The organism is Caulobacter sp. GW821-FHT09B11 (genome assembly GCF_059418205.1).
Map to the genome: position 1 here is coordinate 56,175 of NZ_JBWKPK010000029.1, position 21,590 is coordinate 77,764.

The 21,590-nt window shown below is 69.2% G+C and carries 18 protein-coding genes; 4 read left to right on the plus strand and 14 right to left on the minus strand.

All coding sequences use genetic code 11. The features are described from left to right. Positions 1–2 precede the first annotated feature (2 nt). From AC07N1_RS19730 to AC07N1_RS19765, 8 genes are all read right to left on the minus strand, one after another. Positions 3–1,004, minus strand: a complete 1,002-nt coding sequence (locus tag AC07N1_RS19730; protein ID WP_494673330.1) for a D-alanine--D-alanine ligase family protein — start codon at positions 1,002–1,004, stop codon at positions 3–5. Positions 1,005–1,019: 15 nt separating this feature from the next. Next, positions 1,020–2,096, minus strand: a complete 1,077-nt coding sequence (locus AC07N1_RS19735; RefSeq protein WP_494673331.1) for a homocysteine S-methyltransferase family protein — start codon at positions 2,094–2,096, stop codon at positions 1,020–1,022. Continuing rightward, on the minus strand, positions 2,093–2,959 hold the full coding sequence (gene blaCAU / locus AC07N1_RS19740; RefSeq protein ID WP_494673332.1) for a CAU/MBL1b family subclass B3 metallo-beta-lactamase: 867 nt from the start codon (positions 2,957–2,959) through the stop codon (positions 2,093–2,095). The genes AC07N1_RS19735 and blaCAU overlap by 4 nt, the downstream gene beginning before the upstream one ends. Further along, positions 2,956–3,687, minus strand: a complete 732-nt coding sequence (locus AC07N1_RS19745; RefSeq protein WP_494673333.1) for a class I SAM-dependent methyltransferase — start codon at positions 3,685–3,687, stop codon at positions 2,956–2,958. Before AC07N1_RS19745 ends, blaCAU begins: the two co-directional genes overlap by 4 nt. Further along, positions 3,684–4,634, minus strand: coding sequence for a methylenetetrahydrofolate reductase [NAD(P)H] (metF, locus tag AC07N1_RS19750; protein WP_494673334.1), 951 nt, complete (start codon positions 4,632–4,634; stop codon positions 3,684–3,686). Before metF ends, AC07N1_RS19745 begins: the two co-directional genes overlap by 4 nt. Continuing rightward, on the minus strand, positions 4,631–5,608 hold the full coding sequence (locus AC07N1_RS19755) for an ArsR/SmtB family transcription factor (RefSeq protein ID WP_494673335.1): 978 nt from the start codon (positions 5,606–5,608) through the stop codon (positions 4,631–4,633). Before AC07N1_RS19755 ends, metF begins: the two co-directional genes overlap by 4 nt. Before the next feature lie 144 nt (positions 5,609–5,752). Then, positions 5,753–6,118, minus strand: coding sequence for a VOC family protein (locus tag AC07N1_RS19760; protein WP_494673336.1), 366 nt, complete (start codon positions 6,116–6,118; stop codon positions 5,753–5,755). 40 nt (positions 6,119–6,158) lie between these two features. Then, positions 6,159–7,118 (minus strand): 2-hydroxyacid dehydrogenase, encoded by a 960-nt coding sequence (locus tag AC07N1_RS19765; RefSeq protein ID WP_494673337.1) that lies wholly within the window; start codon positions 7,116–7,118, stop codon positions 6,159–6,161. A gap of 312 nt (positions 7,119–7,430) precedes the next feature. On the opposite strand from AC07N1_RS19765, the gene AC07N1_RS19770 reads away from it, so the two are divergent. Further along, the gene (locus AC07N1_RS19770) at positions 7,431–7,859 is read left to right on the plus strand and encodes a hypothetical protein (RefSeq protein WP_494673338.1); all 429 of its coding nucleotides are present in this window, start codon (positions 7,431–7,433) and stop codon (positions 7,857–7,859) included. A gap of 64 nt (positions 7,860–7,923) precedes the next feature. Here AC07N1_RS19770 and AC07N1_RS19775 read toward each other — a convergent pair whose 3' ends face one another. After that, entirely contained in the window at positions 7,924–12,036 is a 4,113-nt protein-coding gene (locus AC07N1_RS19775; protein WP_494673339.1) for a beta strand repeat-containing protein, read from the minus strand. A gap of 221 nt (positions 12,037–12,257) precedes the next feature. After that, positions 12,258–13,925, minus strand: a complete 1,668-nt coding sequence (gene ettA, locus AC07N1_RS19780; protein ID WP_494673340.1) for an energy-dependent translational throttle protein EttA — start codon at positions 13,923–13,925, stop codon at positions 12,258–12,260. A 219-nt stretch (positions 13,926–14,144) separates the two neighbouring features. Here ettA and AC07N1_RS19785 point away from each other — a divergent pair, with 219 nt between their 5' ends. Then, positions 14,145–16,439: a TonB-dependent receptor family protein gene (locus AC07N1_RS19785; protein WP_494673341.1), complete on the plus strand. Its 2,295-nt coding sequence runs from the start codon at positions 14,145–14,147 to the stop codon at positions 16,437–16,439. Positions 16,440–16,517: 78 nt separating this feature from the next. Here the strand turns inward: AC07N1_RS19785 and AC07N1_RS19790 are convergent, their stop codons facing one another. From AC07N1_RS19790 to AC07N1_RS19800, 3 genes are all read right to left on the minus strand, one after another. Further along, positions 16,518–17,468 (minus strand): bifunctional helix-turn-helix transcriptional regulator/GNAT family N-acetyltransferase, encoded by a 951-nt coding sequence (locus AC07N1_RS19790; RefSeq protein ID WP_494673342.1) that lies wholly within the window; start codon positions 17,466–17,468, stop codon positions 16,518–16,520. Between the two features lie 116 nt (positions 17,469–17,584). Further along, complete coding sequence (locus AC07N1_RS19795) at positions 17,585–17,839, minus strand: low temperature requirement protein A (RefSeq protein ID WP_494673343.1); 255 nt, start codon at positions 17,837–17,839, stop codon at positions 17,585–17,587. Positions 17,840–17,867: 28 nt separating this feature from the next. Then, positions 17,868–18,401 carry a TlpA family protein disulfide reductase gene (locus AC07N1_RS19800; RefSeq protein ID WP_494673344.1) on the minus strand — a complete coding sequence of 178 codons (534 nt, stop codon included), beginning with the start codon at positions 18,399–18,401 and terminating at the stop codon, positions 17,868–17,870. Positions 18,402–18,545: 144 nt separating this feature from the next. Here AC07N1_RS19800 and pip point away from each other — a divergent pair, with 144 nt between their 5' ends. Then, on the plus strand, positions 18,546–19,535 hold the full coding sequence (gene pip, locus AC07N1_RS19805) for a prolyl aminopeptidase (protein ID WP_494673345.1): 990 nt from the start codon (positions 18,546–18,548) through the stop codon (positions 19,533–19,535). 168 nt (positions 19,536–19,703) lie between these two features. Here the strand turns inward: pip and AC07N1_RS19810 are convergent, their stop codons facing one another. Beyond that, a complete protein-coding gene (locus AC07N1_RS19810; protein WP_494673346.1) occupies positions 19,704–20,885 on the minus strand; it encodes a low temperature requirement protein A in 1,182 nt (393 codons plus the stop codon). 74 nt (positions 20,886–20,959) lie between these two features. Here AC07N1_RS19810 and AC07N1_RS19815 point away from each other — a divergent pair, with 74 nt between their 5' ends. Further along, positions 20,960–21,481 carry a hypothetical protein gene (locus AC07N1_RS19815; protein WP_494673347.1) on the plus strand — a complete coding sequence of 174 codons (522 nt, stop codon included), beginning with the start codon at positions 20,960–20,962 and terminating at the stop codon, positions 21,479–21,481. The last annotated feature ends 109 nt before the right edge of the window (positions 21,482–21,590 follow it).

Here is a 21,590-nt window from a genome sequence, read left to right on the forward strand (position 1 = left end):
GGTCAGACCGCCGTCGCGGCTTGCTTGGCGCGCGCTTCCGCCAGGGCCAGCTGGCCCCTGAGGAAGGTCGCGATCTCGATCCCCTGCGCCTTCAGCGCCTTGGGATAGAGCGACGAGGCGGTCAGGCCCGGCAGGGTGTTGGTCTCCAGATAGACCAGGCCGTGCTCGGAGACGATGAAATCGGTGCGCGAATAGCCGCGGCAGCCCAGGGCCTTGTGCGCCTTCAGGGCCTGGTCCTGCATGGCGGCGTTGATCGCCTCGCCGAAGGTCGCCGGGCAGATCTCCTCGGTGTCCTTGGCCAGGTACTTGGACTTGTAATCGAACTTGCCGGCCGACGGACGGATCTCCACCGGCGGCAGGGCGAAGACCTCGCCGTCCTGTTCCAGCACGCCGCAGGTGGCCTCAAGGCCGGCGACGAAGGGCTCAATGACATAGGGCATCTGCCCGGCCGCCTCGGCCACCGTCTCCAGGTCGGCCGGCGCGTCGACGAAGATCAGGCCGTAGCTCGAACCGTCCTCGGCCGGCTTGGCGATCAGGCGGCCGTACTTGGCCAGGGCCGCCTCGGCGCCCGCCAGGTCGATGCTTTCCGGAACCGAGACGCCGGCCTTGGCGACGATCTCCTTGGCCAGCACCTTGCCGAAGGCCAGGCGGCTGGCTTCCGCGCCCGAGCCGGTGAAGGCCACGCCGCGCGCCTCGCACAGGGCCTGCAGGCCGCCGTCCTCGGAAAAGCCGCCGTGCAGGCTGAGCAGCAGGGCGCGGTCCTCGCGGGCGGCGACGTCCAGCGCCGTCTCGATGTCGCCGATCGGCGCGCCTTCGGTCGGCAGGTCCAGCTCGAACGGACGGTCATGGCCCAACAGCACGGCCTGGCTGGCGGGATAGACCTGGCCGTCCGGCGCCCAGAACCAGAGATCGGCGTCAGGCAGCAGGCGGGTCAGGCTCTGGGCGCTGGCCACGGCCACGAGGCGCTCGCGGCTGGGGCCGCCGAAGAGGATGGTGGTGCGCATCGGTCTCGTACTCGATCAGGCCAGTTCGAAGGGCTCGAGGCCCGACAGGCGCATGGCCTTGGGGCGCTCGGGGATGGCGCGCGGGGCGACGCCGCGCACTTCGTCCGCCACGTGGCGGATGTGGTCGGGGGTGGTGCCGCAGCAGCCGCCCAGGATGTTGACGAGGCCGTCCTTGGCCCATTCGTGCAGGGCGTGGCCGGTCTCGTGCGGCTCCTCGTCGTACTCGCCCATGGCGTTGGGCAGGCCGGCGTTGGGATAGGCCGCCACCAGGGTGTCGGCGATGCGGGCCATCTCGGCGATGTGCGGACGCATCAGGTCCGCGCCCAGGGCGCAGTTGAAGCCGACCGCGAACGGCTTGGCGTGCTTGATCGAGTTCCAGAACGCCTCGGCCGTCTGGCCCGACAGGGTGCGGCCCGAGCGGTCGGTGATGGTGCCGCTGATCCAGATCGGCAGGTCCTCATGGCCCTCGTCGCGCCAGTCGAGGATCGCCTTGATGGCGGCCTTGCAGTTGAGGGTGTCGGTGATGGTCTCGATCAGGAAGAGGTCGACCCCGCCCTGGTAGAGGGCGTCCACCTGCTGGCGATAGGCCTGGTAGACCTGGTCGAAGGTCACCTTCCGCGCGCCGGGATCGTTCACGTCCGACGACATCGACAGCATGACGTTCAACGGCCCGATCGAGCCGGCGATGAACTTCGGGCGGTCGGGGTTTTCGGCGTTCCAGCGGTCGGCGACCTGGCGGCCGATCTTCGCGCCTTCGAGGTTGATGTCCCAGACGTCCTGTTCGCCGAGGCGGTAGTCGGCCTGGGCGATGGTGGTGCCCGAGAAGGTGTTGGTCTCGGAGATGTCGGCGCCGGCGGCGAAATAGGCGTCGTGAAGCTCGGCCACGAGATCCGGCCGGGTCAGGCACAGGATGTCGTTGTTGCCCTTCATCTGGCCGTCGAAGTCGGCGAAGCGCTCGGCGCGGTAGTCGGCCTCGGTCAGCTTCTTCTTCTGGAACATCACGCCCCAGGAGCCGTCGAGAATGAGGATGCGTTCCTTGGCGGCGGCCTTGAGGGCGGCCACGCGATCAGCACGGATGGAGAGGTCGGTCATTTTGCGGCTCCCTGCTGTCGCGCCAGTTCCTTGTCGAACGCAGCCTGGGCGGCGTCGACGAAGCGCGAGAGCTCGGTCGGATCGATGAAGGCGTCGGCGTCGCCGCGCAGCTGCTTCTGGCGCTTGGCCAGCAGGTCGCCCTGCTCTTCGTGGCTGGGCAGCATGACGTCGGTCGGCAGCGCCCGCATGGCGACGAAGCTGGCCCGATAGTCGGCGACGATGGTCTTGTGGGTCTTGTTGCCGACCAGCGCGTTGCCGGCCACCGACAGCGAGCACGGGAAGGTCACGTTCAGCGCCCGCCCCTTCTCGTTCACCTGGGTGGTCCAAGTGGTGCAGCCGACGGTGTGGCCGGGCGTCAGGTGGGCGACCAGGGTGGTGGCGCCCAGCTTCAGCTTGGTCTCGTCGCCGAACGCCTTGTCGACCTTCACGGCCGGAAAGGGCGTCAGACCATTGCTGTTGTCGCCGAAGTGCTGGCCCTTCTCGAGGGCCGGCTTGTCGGCGCGCGAGGCCCACAGCTTGGCGCCGGTGTCGGCCTTCAGCTGGGCCAGGCCGCCCGCGTGGTCGAAATGGGCGTGGGTGTTGATCAGCACCTTCACGTCGGCGAGCTTGAAGCCCAGCGTGGCGATGTTGCGCTCGATCAGCTTGCCGCCGTCGGCCGACGGGCCCCCGTCCAGCACGACATGGCCTTCCGGCGAGGTGATCAGCCAGGCCGACAGCCCCTCGGAGCCGACATAGTAGATGTTGCCCACCACCCGGTAGGGACGCGTCGGCTTGCTCCAGCCCGCCGGATTGTCGCGCGCGCCGGCCGCGCCGAACCCGACGCTGGCCAGACCCAGGGCCAGGGCGAAGGTCAGAACTTTCATGCCGCGCTCCCGCTTGCCTTGCGCACCACCAGATAGGCCTCGCTGTTGACCGCCAGCGGCCCGCCCAGCGGGCTGCCGACCGTGCGCTCGACCTGGAACCACGCGCCTACCCGCTTGAACAAGGTCCGGTGATCGAACCCCAGATGGTGCGGGTAGTAGGCCAGGCCAGGGCCGATCGGCGCCTCTTCGCGCTCGCGCGGAGGCTGGCCGAGGAAAGCGGCGAGGATCGGGCCGGGACGGGCGTCGAACGCGCCGGCCCGGCGAAGCATGCGGAAGACGCCCTTGGCCAGGGCCGGCGGCCCCACCTCGACCGGCACGCCGATCACCAACCGGCCGCCCGGCGCCAGGATGCGATGCAGCTCGGCCAGGGCCTCGTCCGTCTCGCGCGGCGGCAGGTGCTCGAACACCTCCAGGCAGAAGGCCGTGCGGGCCCAGCCGTCGGCCAGGTCGGCCGAGCGGGCCACGACCCGCGCGCCCGTCGCGCCGTCCAGCAGGGCCTCGGCCTCGGCGCGCAGGGTCGCCGCCGGCTCGAAGGCCGCGGCCTGGGTGGTGCGCCCGGCCGCCAGCAGCCGCGCGGCCAGGGCGCCGTCACCGCAGCCGTAGTCCAGGACCGGGCCCAGGTCGCCCTCGCCCGCCAGGCGGTCGGCGTCGACCAGCCGGCGGTCCTGCACCCAGCGCTTCAGCGGGCTGGGGTCGTTGCGTGTGATGGCGGCGTAGGCGCCTGTCACGCAGCCGCCTCGGCCGCGCGCACGGTCTCGCGCACGCCCAGCACGCGGCAGATCGCATAGACCAGGTCGGCCCGGTTCAGGGTGTAGAAGTGGAAGTCGTTGAAGCCCTGCTCCTGCAGTTTGGCGCACATCTCGGCGGCCACCGAGCAGGCGATCAGGCGGCGGGTCTCCGGATCCTCGTCCAGGCCCTCGAACAGGTTGGCCAGCCACGACGGCACCGAGGTCTGGCAGGCGACCGACATCTTCTTCAGGCCGTTGAAGTTGGTCACCGGCATGACGCCCGGCACGATCGGAATGGTGATCCCCGCCGCGCGGGCCTTGTCGACGAAGCGCAGGAAGGCGTCGATGTCGAAGAAGAACTGGCTGATGCCCAGGGTCGCGCCGGCGTCGACCTTGGCCTTCAGCACGTCGATGTCGTGGTCCAACGACAGGCTTTCCGGGTGTTTCTCGGGATAGACCCCGACCAGCACCTCGAAGGCGCCCTGCCCGCGCACGGCGGCGGTCAGTTCGGTGGCGTTCCTGTAGCCGTCCTCGCGCGGCACATAGACGCCGCCGATGCCGCCCTCGCCGGGAGGCGGATCGCCGCGCAGCGCCACGATGTGGCGCACGCCGATGTCCCAGTAGTCGCTGATCACCTCGTCGACCTCGGCGCGGCTGGCGCCGACGCAGGTCAGGTGGGCGGCCGGCTTCAGGCTGGTCTCGTCGAGGATGCGCTTGACGGTGCGGTGCGTACGCTCGCGGGTCGAACCGCCGGCGCCGTAGGTCACCGAGACGAAGGCCGGATCCAGCGGAGCCAGGCGGGTGACCGCCTCCCACAGGCTGGCTTCCATCTTCTCGGTCTTGGGCGGAAAGAACTCGAACGAGACGCGGGGACGCACGGCGCCGACGGGACGCTCGCCGGCGCGGGCCACCGGTCCGATGACGCGGCGGGTGGGCGGCAGGGTCATGCGGCGGTCCTTTCGGCGAGCGCTTGCGCCGGACGGCGCGCGGTCCAGATCTTCACGGTGAGCCCTTCGGCCGTGGTCGGCGGCAGGGCGATGTTGGCTTCCGGGACCAGGCCGGCGGCGGTGATCCACGGCAGGATCTCGTCGTCGGCGAAGCCCAGGCGGCGATGCTGGTGGGCCTCGCGCAGGAACTCGTGGTCGTGCGGGGCGAAGTCGGCGATCAGCAGCAGGCCGCTGGGCGCGACCAGGCGCGCGGCCTCGGCCACGGCGGTGGCGGGATCGCCCAGATAGTGCAGCACCTGGTGAACGGTCACCAGGTCGGCGCAGCCGCCCGGCAGGCCGGTGTCGAAGATGTCGCCGTGACGCAGCTCGCAGCTGGCCAGGCCCGCCTTGGCCACCTCGTCGCGGGCGATGTTCAGCATCTGCTGCGACAGATCCAGGCCCAGGGCGTTGACCGCCCGCCTGCCCAGCAGGGTCAGCATGCGTCCGGCGCCCGCGCCCAGGTCGACCATCTCGTCGAAGGGGCCCTCGCCGGCGGCGCGCAGTATGGCCGCCTCGACCTCCTGTTCGTCGACGTAGAGCGAGCGGATCTCGTTCCAGCGGGCGGCGTTGCGGGCGAAATAGGCCTGGGCGCCGGCCGAGCGTTCGGCGCGCACGGCGGCCAGCTGTCCGACGTCGGCCTGGACGACGGCGTCGTCGCGGGCGATCAGGCCCAGCGCCGAAGCGACCACCGCCCCGCCGCCCGAGGTGCCCGCCAGGCGGTAGAACACCCAGGCGCCGTCAGGGAAGCGCTCGACCAGCCCGGCCTCGGCCAGGAGCTTCAGATGGCGTGAGACGCGCGGCTGGCTCTGGTCGAGGATCCGGCACAGTTCGAGGACCGAAAGCTCCTCCACCGCCAGCAGCGCGAGGATACGCAGACGGGTGCTTTCGCCCGCCGCGCGCAACACGTCGACAACCTGTTCGCTCGATAGCGCCATAAGGACATAAAGATATCTTTATATCCGATTTGGCAAGTGGTTTCTGTGCCGCGGAGGCCGTCCATAGCCCGTCTGGCGGAGATCAAAAAGCCCCCGCGGCGGTCCGAAACGCGCGAGACGGGGGATAAATCTTGCCCGCCGCCATCATCCCTCGCCGGAAGGTTGCCAAAGCTCGATCTTGTAGCCTTCCGGATCGACCAGCCAGGCGAAGCGGCCGTAGCCCTCGTCCTGGCGGCCGGTCGGCTCGACGCCCTGCTCGGCGGCGCGGGCCAGCACGCCGTCCAGGTCGTCGACGACGAAGTTGACCATGAACGGCGCGGCCGACGGCTCGAAATAGCGGGTGTCGGCCGGAAACGCCGACCAGTTGGTCGAGAGCGGCTTCGACGGCTCGAACACCGCCCCGCCCCAGTCCTCGATCTTGAAGCCGAGCACCCGCGCGTACCATTCGGACAGCGCCTTGGGGTCGCTGGCCTTGAAGAACACGCCGCCCAGACCCAGCACCTTGGCCATGAATTTTCCCCTCTGCTCGCCAAAAGCAGAGGGGACTACATCACGCCGCCACCGGGCTCGCCAGGGGCTCGCCGAGGAAGTAGCGGCGCAGGTTCTCGAGCGTGAGATTGACCATGGCCGGGATGCTGTCGAGCGTGGCGCCGGCCATGTGCGGGGTCAGCACCGTGTGGGGCACGTCGACCCAGCGGGCGGGCGGGGTCGGCTCGTGCTCGAAGACGTCGAGGGCGGCCATGCCCAGGCGGCCGGTCTTCAGGGCGTCGACCAGGGCGTCCTCGTCGATCAGCGAGCCGCGCGAGACGTTGACCAGCAGGCCCTGCGGTCCCAGGGCGTCGATCACCCCGGCGTTGACCAGATGGCGGTTGGCGGCGTCGGGCCGGGCGCAGACCACCAGGATGTCGCTGTCGCGCGCCAGGGCCATCAGGTTGTCGGCGCGCGGCCATTCGGCCTCCTTGGGACGCGGGCCCCACCAGGCGACCTTGACGTCGAAGGCGGCCAGGCGCTTCGCGACCGCCTCGCCGATATGGCCCAGGCCGACGATGCCGGCCTTGCGGCCGCGCAGGCCGTGGCGCGCGCCCATGCGGTCCATCGAGGTCCAGCGGCCGGCGCGCACCCGCCGGTCGCCCTCGGCGATCCCCCGCCAGGCGCCCAGCAGCAGGCCCAGCGCGTGGTCGGCCACATCGCCGGCGTTGAGGCCGACCGAGTGGGTCACCGCCAGGCCGTGCGCCCGGCACCAGGGCACGTCGACGCCGTCATAGCCGGCGCTGACGCAGGCGATCAGGCCCAGCCTGGGCATCTCCGACAGCAGGTCGCGCGGCAGCACCATCTCGCCGGCGTGGACGATGGCCTGCACCTGCTTGCCCGGCCCCTCCAGGAAGGCCAGACGGTCAGGATAGTCCCACAGGCGGTGCACCTCGTAGGCGCCCTCCAGCAGCGGCTGCATCGGCAGCAGCATCTCGTGCGAAAGAACGATGTGGGGCTTTGTGACGGGGGTTTGCGGCATTGGCGGCGGCTCCGGTCCCGGCGCGCGGCGGAAGGTCTCCGTCGCCGATCCGCGGGACGATCATCTCCAAAGGACAAGCTACTCTTCTGGCGGCCGCGCGCCAGCACGTAGCGCGCGACGCACGAATATCTGAAGACGTCCCGGCGGCGGCTTTCGGCGAACGCCATCGGCCTGGCTGGACTGTCGCAGACAACCCGTCGCGCCGACCGCCGGTTCCCGCACCGCAACAAGCAATGCCAAGCTGTGAACGCCTTGAGCCCGAACGGGTTTTATTCCCTGGCGCCCAACACGGCGCCTTAGGGAGAGCTCTCCATGTTGACGAAAACCCTCCTGGCGGGCGCAGCGCTCGCCATGATCGTCTCCGGTGCGGCGATCGCCAATCCGAAGATCAAGGCGAGCGCCGCCATCGCCGCACCCAAGCAGCCGATCCCCTACAGCCAGCTCGACGCCTATACGAAGGCCTCGCCCAAGCAGCGCGCGACCAGGGACTGGTGGGCCGGCGAGGCTGCGGTCGGCGCGTCGGCCGACACCTCGGCCACCCTGCCGCCCGCGACAATGAGCGGTTCGATGTCTGGAGACGCCGCGGCCAGCACCCAGGTCAATCCGCCGACCAGCGACGCCCCGCCTTCGATGCCGAGCACGCCGCCGACCAACAGCATGCCGCCCGACGACATGACCCCGCAGCCGGGCTCGAACCTGCCGGGCGCCGACCCGAACCTGCCGCCCAAGGAACCGAAGTAGCCGGAAACGAAAACGGCCCGCCTTCGCAGGAAGGCGGGCCGCGTTCGTCGGTGCTCCCGGTCAGTTACCAGACGATGTCGTTGACGGTGACGTTCGGCGTGGTGAGCAGGATCAGCATGTCGTTGCCGGTGTTGCCGGCCAGCTGCACGAACAGGTAGGTCGCGGTGGAGTCCGAGACCAGGGTGAACTTGTCGTTCGCCGTGGTGTGCAGGGCCGACAGGTCCAGCTTGTCCACGCCGGTCTCGAAGTCATGGATGATGTCCGACGCGCCGGGAGCGGAGTCGGTCTTGGCCGTGTACTTGAAGATATCGGCCCCGGTCCCGCCGAACAGGGCGTCGGCCCCGCCGCCGCCGATGATCGTGTCGGCGCCCGCGCCGCCCACGATGGTCTCGCTGAAGCCCCCGCCCGACAGGGTGTTGGCCCCGGCGTCGCCGACCACATAGGCCCCGCTGGTCAGGCCCACGATGTCGGAGGCGTTGATGTCCTGGACCGAGCCGATCTGGAACGCGCCCGAAGCCGAGTTGCCCGAGATGAAGGTGCCGCCGTTGTAGCGGATCAGGCTGACATTGGTCGGGTTCAGGGCCGACAGGTCCAGCTTGTCCACCCCGGTCTGGAAGTCGTGGATGATGTCCATCGCCTGGGTGTTGGAGTCCGCGGCCGAGCGATACACGAAGGTGTCCGCGCCCGTCCCGCCGTAGAGGGCGTCGGCCGCGCCGCCGCCGATGATCGTGTCGCCGCTGCCCCCGCCCGAGATGGTCTCGCTGAAGTCGCCGCCGACCAGGATGTTCGCCGCGGGATCGCCGACCATGTAGGCGCCGCTGGTCAGGCCCACGATGTCGCCGGCGTTGATGTCCTGGGCCGAGCCGATCTGGAACGCGCCCGAGGCGGAGTTGCCCGAGACGAACGTGCCGCCGTTGTAGTGGATGATGCTGACGTTGGTCGGGTTCAAGGCCGACAGGTCCAGCTTGTCCACGCCGGTCTCGAAGTCGTGGATGATGTCCCGCGCCTGGGTGTTCGAGTCGGTGGCCGAGCGATAGGCGAACACGTCCGCGCCCGCCCCGCCGTAGAGGGCGTCCGCGCCGCCCCCGCCGATGATCGTGTCGGCGCCGGCGCCGCCGTTGATGGTCTCGCTGAAGGCGGCGCCCACCAGGGTGTCGGCCCCGGTGTCGCCGACGATGTAGGCCCCGCTGGTCAGGCCCACGATGTCGGAGGCGTTGATGTCCTGGGTCGAGCCGATCTGGAACGCGCCCGACGTCGAATTGCCCGAGATGAACGTGCCGCCGTTGTAGTGCGTCACGCTCACGCTGGTCGGGTTCAGGGCCGACAGGTCGATCTTGTCCACGCCCGTCTGGAAGTCGTGGATGATGTCCAGGGCGCTGTTGTTGGACTCCGACGCCAGCCGGTAGGTGAACGTGTCCGCCCCGGCCCCGCCGAACAGGGCGTCCGCGCCGCCGTCGCCGATGATGACGTCGGCCGCCGTTCCGCCGACGACGGTGTCGCTATTGCCGCTGCCAATGAGCGTCGCGGCGACGTTCTCGCCGACCAGATAGACCCCGCCGCGCAGACCCACCAGGTCCGAGGCGTTGACCACCGCCACCGAGGCGATCTGGAACGCGCCTCCAGCCGCGCCGCCGCCGATGATGGCCCCGCCGTTGTAGCGGACGATGCTGATGTTCGACGCCGCCAGGTCGGTCAGGTCGATCTTGTCCACGCCGGTCTTGAAGTCGTGGATGATGTCGAGGCTGGCGTTGTTGGAGTCCGACACCGCGGCGTAGGCGAAGGTGTTGGCGCCGGTTCCGCCGAACAGCGCATCGCCGCCGCCCCCGCCCTTCAGGGTGTCGTCGCCCGCGCCGCCGTTGAGGGTCTCGGCCGCGCTTCCGCCGGTGAGGGTGTCGCGATAGGCGCCGCCGGCCAGGGTCCGGGCGGTGTCATCGCCGTAGACGAAGTACTGGGTCTGCTCGGTGGTCAGCACGTCGCTCGGCTTGACCTGGCCGACCACGGCGATCTCGAACGGACCCGTGGACCCCATGACCGAGACCAGCGTCTGCCCGCCCGAGTAGCTCAGGCTGACCTGGTAGACCTGCATCATCCTGAGATCCAGCCGGTCGACGCCGGTCTGGAAGTCGGTGATCAGATCGCGCTCGCTCGCGGGCGATTCACTCTCGTGCTGGTACCTGAAGGTGTCGGCGCCCTGGCCGCCGGTCAGGATGTCCGCGCCCATGCCGCCGGTCAGCACGTTGGCCCCGGCGTCGCCGATGATGATGTCGCCGAAACGCGACCCGAAGGCGTTCTCGATGCTGACCAGGGTGTCGCGTCCGCCGTCGGCGGAGGCGGTCCGGTTCGCCAGGTCGATGAGGACGCCCGCCCACGCACCGTTGAAGCTCGCCGTATCGACGCCCGCGCCGCCGTCGAGCACGTCGTCGCCGCCCAGGCCGTCGAGGATGTCGTCGCCCGTCCCTCCGGTCAGGACGTTGGCTCCATCGGAACCGCTAAGGTAGTCGTTGTAGCCGGAGCCGATCAGGTTCTCGAAACCCCGGAGGGTGTCGAGGCCGTAGCCGGTCTGCTGTGCGAACCCTTCGAACAACAGGCTCACGGTCACGCCCTTGGTCGCCCCCGCATAGGAGACCGTGTCGATCCCCGCCCCGGCGTTCAGCATGTTGTCGCCGGCGTCGCCCGACAGCAGGTCGTCGCCCGCGCCGGTGATGATGTTCTCGACGTTGGTGAAGGTGTCGCCGCCCGGTGCGACGCCGTCGGCCAGATTGATGGTCAGCGAACCGCGGCCGCTGTAGTCGATCGTGTCGCTGCCCGCGCCGCCGTCGAAGCTGCTGCCGGCGGTGCCGGCGACGAAGCGGTCGTCGCCCGCGCCGCCCCAGACCGTCACCGAACTGCCCGAGGCGATGATCACGTCGTCGCCCGCGCCGGCGTTGACCTGCAGCAGTTCGGCCTGGGTGGCCAGGGTCAGGGTGTCGTTGAACTCGGTGCCGCGCAGGTAGGTCAGCGTCTCGACGTTGCGGATGGTCCCGCCGCCCAGCACGAAGGGCTGGCCGCTGACGATCCCCGCCGTGCTGAACGTGACGCCCGCGGCCAGGCCGCCCAGCGACAGCTGCAGGCGATCGGTCCCGGCCCCGCCGTCGACGTCGTCGCCATAGCCGGCCGCCAGGCTGTCGTCGCCATCCAGGCCGAACAGCTGGTCGCGCTCGAGGCCCATGTCGTCGATGGGATTTTGGCCGCCGAAGGCCACGTCGCCCGAGTAGAGGGTGTCGGCCAGACTGCTGCCCGTCAGGATGTCGGCGCCCGCGCCGCCCGACAGTCGCCCGCCCGAGCTCCCGGCCCGGATGTCGTCGTCGCCGGCCTCGCCATAGGCCCAGCCGCCGTAATAGGTGAACTCCTGGATGATCAGGTCATTGCCCGCGCCGCCATAGGTGGTCGCGTGCGAATGGATGACGTCGTCGCCGTCGCCGCCGTAGGCGGAAGAGAAGGTGTTGCTGTTGGTGTAGAGGGTGTCGTTGCCGGCCCCGCCATATACCGCCTGCAGGTACTGGCTGCCACGGCCATCGACGATGTCGTCGCCGGCGTCGCCCGACAGCACGCCCGTGTAGTAGCCGGCGATCAGCTGGTCGTCGCCGTCCATGCCGAAGACGGCGGTGAAGTCGGAATAGCCGCCGCCGCGGTACGACGTGACATTGATGACGTCGTTGAAATTGCTGCCCTGCACCCAGCTGATGTTCTCGATGTCGGTGATCGTGCCGCCGCCGATCACCTGGGTGTTCTGCCGGAAGTCGACCGTCACGCCCGAGGTCGCGCCAAGGAAGCTGATGTAGAGATAGTCGCCGTAGGAGCCGCCGTCCCCGCCGTCGACGTTGTCCCCGTAGCCGGCGAACAGCCGGTCGCTGCCGGCCCCGCCGATCAGGGTGTCGACCTCGGTCCCCGTGTCGAGCTGCGGCGGCGTGTAGGGATTGTCGTAGTAGGGCTGGTTGAAGGCCGGCGATTGCGCGCCGCTATACAGCCAGTCGTCGCCCTCGCCGCCGGTGAGGACGTCCGCGCCGGCCCCGCCCGACAGGGTGTCCGAACCGCCCGCCCCGCTCAGCGAGTCGGCCCCGCCCCCGCCGCTGGCGGTGTCGGCGTCGCCCCCGCCGGTGAAGATCTCGTCGCCCGCGGTTCCAACGAAGTTGACCATGACACCGGTGCTCGCACGCTTCGGCCCACCGCCCTCGGCGCGCCCCCCATCAGCGCGGCCCAGCCGCGCTAAAGTAGAGCTTGGCTAGCACCAGGGCCTAAAACGCGCAATTGCCGGACTCTCGTCAGGCGAGCATCCCGCCGAAGAAATCTGACACCGGGCGCAAAAACGGCCGCCGCTCCCGGGAGCGGCGGCCGTCTCTTGTCGGTCGCGATCGCTGTTTAGCGGGCGAACTTCTGGAACTTGATCCGCTTGGGGATCAGGCTGTCGGCGCCCAGGCGGCGCTTCTTGTCTTCCTCGTACATCTCGAAGTTGCCTTCGAACCATTCGACGTGGCTGTCGCCCTCGAAGGCCAGGATGTGGGTCGCCAGGCGGTCCAGGAACCAGCGATCGTGGCTGATGACCACGGCGCAGCCGGCGAACTCTTCCAGCGCCTCTTCCAGGGCCTGCAGGGTTTCGATGTCCAGATCGTTGGTCGGTTCGTCGAGCAGCAGCAGGTTGCCGCCGGTGGCCAGGGTCTTGGCCAGGTGGACGCGGTTGCGCTCACCGCCCGACAGCAGGCCGACCTTCTTCTGCTGGTCGCCGCCCTTGAAGTTGAACGAACCGACGTAGGCCCGAGAATTGATCTCGCGCTTGCCGACCACCATCACGTCGGTGCCGCCGCTGATCTCTTCCCAGATCGTCTTGTTCGGGTCGAGGGCGTCGCGCGACTGGTCGACATAGGAGAGCTTCACGGTCTCGCCGACCTTGACCTTGCCCTGGTCGGGCTGCTCGCGGCCGGTGATCAGCTTGAACAGCGTCGACTTGCCGGCGCCGTTCGGGCCGATGACGCCGACGATGCCGTTCGGCGGCAGGCGGAACGACAGGTCCTTGAACAGCACCTTGTCGCCGTATTCCTTTTCCAGGCCCTCGACTTCCAGAACCAGGTTGCCCAGGCGCGGGCCGGGCGGGATCTGGATGTGAGCCTGGGTCTGGGCGGCGCGGGCGTTTTCCTGCGCGGCGACCATTTCGTCGTACGAGGCCAGGCGGGCCTTGGACTTGCTCTGACGGGCCTTGGGCGAGGAGCGGACCCATTCCAGTTCGCGGGTGAGCGCGCGCTGGCGGGCTTCGGATTCCGACTGCTCCTGGACGACGCGCTTCTGCTTCTGCTCCAGCCAGCCGGAGTAGTTGCCCTCGTAGGGGATGCCCTTGCCGCGATCCAGCTCCAGGGTCCACTTGGTGACCTGATCCAGGAAGTAGCGGTCGTGGGTCACCAGGATGACGCAGCCCGGGAAATCTTCCAGGTGGTGCTGCAGCCAGGCCACCGACTCGGCGTCCAGGTGGTTGGTCGGTTCGTCGAGCAGCAGCATGTCGGGCTTGCTGAGCAGCAGGCGGGCCAGGGCGATGCGGCGCTTCTCACCGCCCGACAGGTTTTCGATGTTGCTGTCGTTGGGCGGGCAGCGCAGGGCGTCGATCGCCATTTCGATCTTGGAATCGATATCCCACAGATCCTTGGCGTCGATGATCTCCTGGAGCTTGGTCATCTCCTCCATCAGCTCGTCGGTGTATTCCTCACCGAGCTGGATCGCGAGGGCGTTGTATTTGTCGAAGACGTGCTTGTCTTCGCAGTCGGCGATGACATTGCCCCAGACGTCCTTGGTCGGGTCCAGCACCGGCTCCTGCGGGAGGTAGCCGCGCTTGATGCCGTCGGCGGCCTTGGCCTCGCCCGAGAATTCCTTGTCGAGACCGGCCATCACCTTCAGCAGGGTGGACTTACCCGAGCCGTTGACGCCCACGACGCCGATCTTGGCGTCGGAGTAGAACGACAGCCAGATGTTCTCGAAGACCTTCTTGCCGCCGGGATAGGCCTTGGTCAGGCCCTGCATCTGGAAAATGTATTGCTGCGCCATGAGGGGCTTTTCGTCTCTCGGGTCGGGGTGCGGGGGTCGGGCGCTCAAATAGCGGTTGGGGGCGCTTTGCGCAATCGCGACCCCTTCACGGGTTCGTCGTCAGACTGTCGGCGAGCCGACAAATAACCGTCGTCGCGGTGTCGCCGATCACCGTTAGGCGAGCCCTCTAGACGCGCCCCGGCGGCCTCCCCGCCCCCGGCGCACTAGGGGATAGTTCAGATGAAATCCGCTCTTCTGCTGAGCGCCGCCTTCGGCGCGCTCCTGCTGGCCGCTCCCGCCCTGGCCGCCGAAACGCCCGCCGAGCCCGCGCCCGCCGCGGCCGACTCCGCCACCGAGGTCGACGCCGTCATCGTCATCGGCCAGGGCCAGAGCCGCCAGGTCCAGACCGTCAACGACGCCGCCGTGGCCCTGGAAGCCGCCGGCTCCAGCCCGCTGAAGGCGATCGCCAAGCTGCCCGGCGTGTCGTTCCAGTCGGCCGACGCCTTCGGCGCCTACGAATGGTCGACCCGCATCTCAATCCGCGGCTTCAACCAGAACCAGCTGGGCTTCACCCTCGACGGCGTGCCGCTGGGCGACATGAGCTACGGCAACCACAACGGCCTGCACATCAGCCGCGCCGTCGCCAGCGAGAACATCGGCAAGGTCGAGCTGGCCCAGGGCGCCGGCGCCCTCGGCGTGGCCTCGACCTCGAACCTGGGCGGCACGCTGCAGTTCTTCTCGCGCGATCCGTCCGAGGAACTCGGCGGCCAGCTGAACGTCACCGGCGGCTCGGACGCCATGCGCCGGGTGTTCGGTCGCTTCGAGACCGGCGCCATCGAACAGCTGGGCGGCCTGCGCGCCTACGTCTCGGTCGTCGACCAGAAGAGCGACAAGTGGAAGGGCGGCGGCGAGCAGAAGCAGCGCCAGTACGACGCCAAGGCCGTTCTGCCGCTGGGCGAAGGCGAACTGACCGGCTTCTACCACCGCTCGGAGCGCCGCGAGCAGGACTACCAGGACATGTCGTTCGAGATGATCAAGCGCCTCGGCCGCGACTGGGACAACACCCAGCCCAACTGGGCTCTGGCCGTCGCCGCCGCCCGCGCCTACCAGACCGGAACCGCCCTGCCTTCGCCGTTCACCTCGGTCGACGACGCCTACTACGCCGGCGCCGGCATCCGTGACGACGATCTCTACGGCGCCAGCCTCAGCCTGCCGATCGGCGAGCGCGTGAAGTTCGACGCCACCGCCTACCAGCACAAGAACCAGGGCCAGGGCCTGTGGTACACGCCGTACCTGGCCAGCCCCGGCTTCGGCACGGCCGGCTCGAACGCCGCCCCGCTGTCGATCCGCACCACCGAGTACGACATCGACCGCGGCGGCCTGGTCGCCGGCCTGTCGGTCGAGCTGGGCGCCCACACCATCAGCGGCGGCGTCTGGACCGAGACCAACCACTTCAACCAGGCCCGCCGGTTCTACGCCGAGACCGCCTCGGCCCCGTCGCGCGATCCGCTGGACTTCCAGGCCAATCCGTTCGCCACCCAGTGGCAGTACCGCTTCGAGACCAAGACCCTGACCGGCCACATCGAAGACAGCTGGACGGTCACCGACGCCCTGAAGATCAACTTCGGCTTCAAGGCCGTGAAGGTCGAGAACAGCGTCGAGACGGTTGTCGGCAGCGCGCTGTCGGGCAAGATCGAGAGCAAGGACACGTTCCTGCCGCAGGTCGGCTTCGTCTACGACCTGAACAACGGCCTGGAGTTCTTCGGCGGCTACACCGAGAACATGGCCGCCTACGTCTCGGCGGCAACGGCCGGCCCGTTCGCCTCGCAGAGCCAGACGGTGGTCGACTACGTCGCCAAGACCCTGAACCCGGAAAGCTCCAAGACCTTCGAAGCCGGCGCCCGCTACCGCTTCGGTCCGTTCCAGGGCGTGGTCGCGGTCTATGACGTCAATTTCGAGGACCGCCTGCTCAGCGCCGCCACGGCCTCGCCGATCCTGGGCCTGCCGGCCCTGCTGTCGAACGTCGGCTCGGTGAAGACCCAGGGCCTGGAACTGGCCGGCGGATACCGCGTCAGCGAGGCCTGGTCGGTCTACGCCGCCTACACCTACAACAAGTCGGAATACCAGGACGACGTCGTCAACGGCAGCGGCGCGGTCGTCGCCCGCACCGCCGGCAAGACGGTGGTCGACACGCCCGAGAACATCTTCAAGGGCGAGGTGAAGTTCGAGCAGGCCGGCTTCTACTCCAAGCTCGGCGTCAGCTACACCGGCGAGCGCTACTACACCTACGAGAACATCGGCGGAAAGGTCGACGGCTCCACCGTGGCCGACCTCACCCTCGGCTACAACTTCGACGGCGAGGGCTGGACCAAGGGCCTCGAGATCCAGGCCAACATCACCAACCTGTTCGACGAGGACTACATCTCGACCGTCGGCTCGGGCGGCTTCGTCAACAACGACGTCGCCGGCACGGCCATGACCCTGCTGCCGGGCGCGCCCCGCCAGGGCTTCGTGACGATCAAGAAGGCGTTCTAGACCCGCCTTCCAGCCGAAAGACGCGCGGCCGGGAGGCGACTCCCGGCCGCGTTTTCGTTTTCAGCCCCCGCCCGGCGGTCAGCCCCTGAACCGCATGGCCACGTCGCAGCGCTCGTAGCGCGAACCGAACAGGGCCATCACCTCGGCGTCGTGCTCGAAGCCAAGCTTCTCGTAGAGATGCACGGCCGGAGCGCACCTGGTGTTGGTCAGCAGGTAGAGCCGCTCGCTCGCCCCCATCGCTCGGGCGCGCCTGATCGCCTCGGCCAGCAGGAACTCGCCCACCTTGCGGCCGCGCGCCGACTTCGACACGCCCATCTTCGTCAGCTCGAACCAGCCGTCCTTGGCCTTCATCAGCGCGCAGGTCCCGACCACGCCCAGGTCGGGCGTCTGCGCGAACAGGATCGCCCCGCCCTTGTCGATGATCCGCTCGCGCGGGTTGGACAGCAGGTCGATGTCGTTGGCCTCCAGCGCGAACATCTCCTCGATCCATTCGGCGTTGATGCGATGGAACGGCTCGGCCAGCTCGTCGGAGAAGTCGCGCACGGTCATCGGCGGCGCCAGCGTCCGATCCGTCAGCGACCGGCGGTCCAGCTCGGCCTCGATGTCGGCGATGGCGTCCATCAGCTGCTGGTGTCGCCCCCCGCACAGCGTGATCGCCGCGGCCTCCACCCGGGGCCAGAGATCCTGTTCCAGCCGATCCATCAGCGCCTCGCCGGCGGGGCTGAGCGACAGCAGCTTGTGGCGCTGGTCGCGCCCTTCCCGGCTGGCCTCGACCAGACCCTGCTCGATCAGCGCCTGGAGCGCGCGGGTGGCGGTGGGCTGACTGATGCGCAGGTGCTGGGCGATCGCCCCGACCGTGCGCGGCCCCTCGCGGCGCAGCACCGCCAGCAGCGGCTGCTGGGCCGGCTGCACCGGCAGGTCCATGGCCTGCAGGATCGCCCCGGCCTCGGTCTGCAACCGGTCGCCCAGACGCTTGAGGCGACTGCCCAGGAACAGCACGCCGAGGTCGGAGAGGGTGTCGGAGGTCATGGGCGCCGCCTCATCAAATATGCATAGCTAGCTATATAGCTAGCTATGGGAAATACGGTCAAGACGGTGTCGGGCCTTCCCCTGGGGCTCGCTAGATCGTTGAAAGACGCCCGCGCCTACTGCTGCGGCTTCAGCCGTTCGGCGCGGCGGCGCATGGCGGCCGCCAGTTGCAGCAGGGCCAGGGCCGAGGCTTCGTCGCGCTCGGCCGCGCGCATGGTGTAGACCCGCGCCAGCACCACCAGCGCCTCGGGCCGGTCCAGGCCCTCGGCGCCGAACATGTCGGCGATCGACTGGTCCAGCTCGACCAGCTGGTCGTCGGTCAGCAGGGCCAGCAGTTCGTCGTCTGAGAAATCTTCAGGCGTATTGCTCATGCGCCCGACATAGCAGACCTCGCGCCCGCTAGGCGACCTGCGCCGGACGCGGCTCGGCCAGCAAGGGTTTCAGCAGCTTCGAGAAGCTGCTGTAGGTGAAGCTGCCCGAGTCGGCGTGACGCACCACGCCCTGACGGTCGATGACGAAGCTGGTCGGCACGGCGTTGTCGATCTTGCCGTAGCCCTTGCCGTTCAGCCGCTTGGCCAGCGGGAACGCCAGCACCTTGGCCAGGTCGCGCAGGGCGCGCTCCGGCGGCGAGCTTTCGACGCTGATGGCGTAGATCCGCAGGCCCGACCCGCCCCGCTCGCGCATGAACTGGTCCATGGCCGGCATTTCGGCGCGGCAGGGCCCACACCAGGTGGCCCAGTAGTTCAGCACCACGACGTCGCCGGCCATCTCGGTCGACTTGACGACCTGGCGATCGAAGGTGGTCACCGAGAACGGCGGCGCCACGTCGCCCACGGCCGCCTGCTTGCCCCTGGCCCAGGTCAGGCTCGGCGTCGCCAGGCCGGTCGCGGCCCCCATCCCGGCCAGAGCCGCCATCATCTCGCGTCGCCGCATGTCCCCTCCACGCGCCTACATTGCCCAAAACGCGTTATCGCCAGGGTTGCCAGCGGTCAAGCTTGCTCGCGGCGCTTCGTCGTCAGCGACCGAACCGCGAGGAAGCGCGTTCACAGGGGCAAGCAAACCGCCTAGGTTCTGTCCATGGACCGTCATGCTTCCCTCGCAGCCATGTCCGCCATCGGCCGTCGCGGCCTGTTCCGCGAGGTGGAGCCGTTCTCCTTCGGCTGGTTGCCGGTCGGCGGCGCCCACGAGATCTATTACGAGGAATGCGGCGCGCCGCGCGGCAAGCCGGCGGTGATCCTGCACGGCGGCCCCGGCGGGGCGATCAACCCGACCATGCGGCGGTTCTTCGACCCGGGCCGCTGGCGCATGGCCCTGTTCGACCAGCGCGGCTGCGGCCGCTCGCGCCCCAACGCCAGCCTCGAGGACAACACCACCTGGAGCCTGATCGCCGACATCGAGCGGCTGCGCGAGCACCTGGGCGTCGAGAAATGGACCGTGTTCGGCGGCTCCTGGGGCTCCACCCTCGCCCTGGCCTACGCCATCAAGCATCCCGACCGGGTCGAGGGCCTGGTGCTGCGCGGCGTCTTCCTGCTGACCGAGAAGGAACTGAACTGGTTCTACCAGGACGGCGCCTCGATGCTGTTCCCCGACGCCTGGGAGCGCTTTCTCGCGCCGATCCCGGTCGAGGAGCGCGGCGACCTGATGGCCGCCTATCACAAGCGCCTCGTCCATCCCGACCGCCGCGTCCAGGCCGAGGCCGCCAACGCCTGGAGCCAGTGGGAGGGCGACACCATCTCGCTGCGCGGGCCAGAGGCCCGGCCGCCGAAGTTCAACGAGGAAGACTTCGCCATCGCCTTCGCGCGGATCGAGAGCCACTTCTTCGTCAACCGCGGCTTCTTCCCCCACGACGGCTGGATCCTCGCCAACATCGACACGATCCGGCACATCCCGGCCTGGATCGTCCAGGGCCGCTTCGACGTGGTCACGCCGCTCGCCAGCGCCTGGGCCCTGCACCGCGCCTGGCCCTCGGCCCACTTCGAGATCGTCTGGGACGCCGGCCACGCCTCGACCGAGCCGGGCGTCATCGACGGCCTGGTCCGCGCTACGGACGCGGCGTTCGGGCGGTAGCCCTCCCCCTAAACTCCCGTCATTCCCGCCCTTGTGGCGGGAAACCCTGGTTCCGCTTCCACGTGAGGCGCAAGCGGATCGCCAGCGATCCGCCCCATCCGCACCTGCGGCTGACAGAGGGGTTCCCGCCACAAGGGCGGGAATGACGGGAAGAAGGGAGCAGCCCCCTCAAGCCCCCAGGTGCTTGCCCCGCCGCTTGATCGCCAGGCTCTCCCACGACGCCACCGCCAGCAGCACCACCGTCGTCATCAGCGACAGCGCCAGCGGCGAGATCCGCATCGCCGCCAGGGCCAGCGCGCCCAGCCCCGCCATGCCGGCGATCCGCGATGGCGACCAGATGCGGAACACCGCCTTCTTGAACAGCACCCCGCCCAGCAGGAACAGCAGCGGCCCGCCGATCAGGGCCATGGCGGTCTTGAGGTCCGCATGGCCGACCGGGTGGTGGATCACCCACTCGTCGCCGACCGCCGCCACGATGATGCCCGCCACCGGCAAGAGGTGGCTGTAGGTATAGGCCCGGCGGGCCACGCGGCCCGGATCGTCGGAGTGGCTGATGCTCTCGCTGGCGGCCTCGGCCGTGTACGAGAAATAGATCCACCACATCGCCAGGCTGGCCACGAACGACGAGGCGAAAGCGGCCGTCACCGCCGGGGTCCATTCCAGGCCCGCGGCGGTCGCGCCCATCACCAGGATCGACTCGCCCAGGGCGATGATCGTGAACAGGGCGCAGCGCTCGGCCAGGTGCGCGCCCTCCACCGTCCAGTCTGCGGTCTTCGACCGGCCCAGGCCCGGGGTCCAGAAGCCGGCGGCCGGCGAGGCGTATTCGATGGCGATCGCCGCCGCCCAGCAGGCCAGGCGGACCTCGTCGCGGGCCAGCCCCCCGGCGATCCACAGCACGCCGGAAACGCTCAGCCAGGCGCTGATGCGCAGGAAGTTCAGCCGCAGGTTCTCGTCGGCCCGCACGCACCACAGGGTGAACAGGCTGCGCCCCACCTGGATCGCCACATAGGCCAGGGCGAACAGCAGCCCACGCCCCTCGAAGGCCTGGGGAATGGCCATGGCCAGCACCATGCCCGCGGCCATCACCACGAACAGCATGATCCGCACCGGCGGCCGCTCGGGATCCAGCCAGTTGGTGACCCAGGCGGTGTAGACCCAGGCCCACCAGACGGCCATCAGCAGCAGGCCCGTCTCCAGCACGCCCAGCAGGCTGGGGTGGCCGATCAGGCCGTGCGACAGCTGGGTGATGGCGAAGACGAACACCAGGTCGAAGAACAGCTCGACATAGGTCACCCGCGCGTGGCCGCCCTCTCGCGCCCGCAGCAGGCCGCCGCCCTTCTGGTTCGTCATGTTCGCTCCTTCGTTCTTTCGCCCGGAATCGGAAGCTAGCCAGAACGAATTGGCGGCTGAAGCGCTATCCTGGCATGACGCCGTTCGATCTCCTGAAAACCCGCGCCGCCATCGTCGGCCTGCCGCTCGCCCTGACCCTGGGCGCGGTGGCCGGCGTCACCATGCAGATCGGCCCGCAGGACACCGAACCCGACGGTTTCCTCGAGGTGCACGGCAGCCAGTACGCCGAGGCCGCGCCCATGGTCTGGCCCGCCGGCAAGGTCCCCGACTACGTCATCGGCCAGGACTTCCTGCGCCCGCCGCAGGACGAGACGCCGGTGGTGCTGACCTCGGCCGATCTCGTCGGCATGGGTCCCGAGATGGGCCTGATCGAACCGGCCAGCTACGAACCCGCTGACCAGGACATCGTCTCGGCCTCCGGCGCCACCGCCGCCGCCCCCGCCACACTCACGATGGACCAGCCGATGGTTCCCACCGAACCGGCCGACGCTCCCCGCGCCAGTTACGCCTCGACGAACGGCGACATCCTCGACAAGCGCCTGCCGGAAGAGGTGACGGCCGGCCCGCCGACGGAAGTGGCGTCTTCGAGCTACTGATCCGCTTCGCGGACCCCCTCAGTCGCTCCGCGACAGCTCCCCCAGAGGGGGAGCATCTTGGCGGCTAGATCCTCCCCCTCTGGGGGAGGTGGCCCGGAGGGCCGGAGGG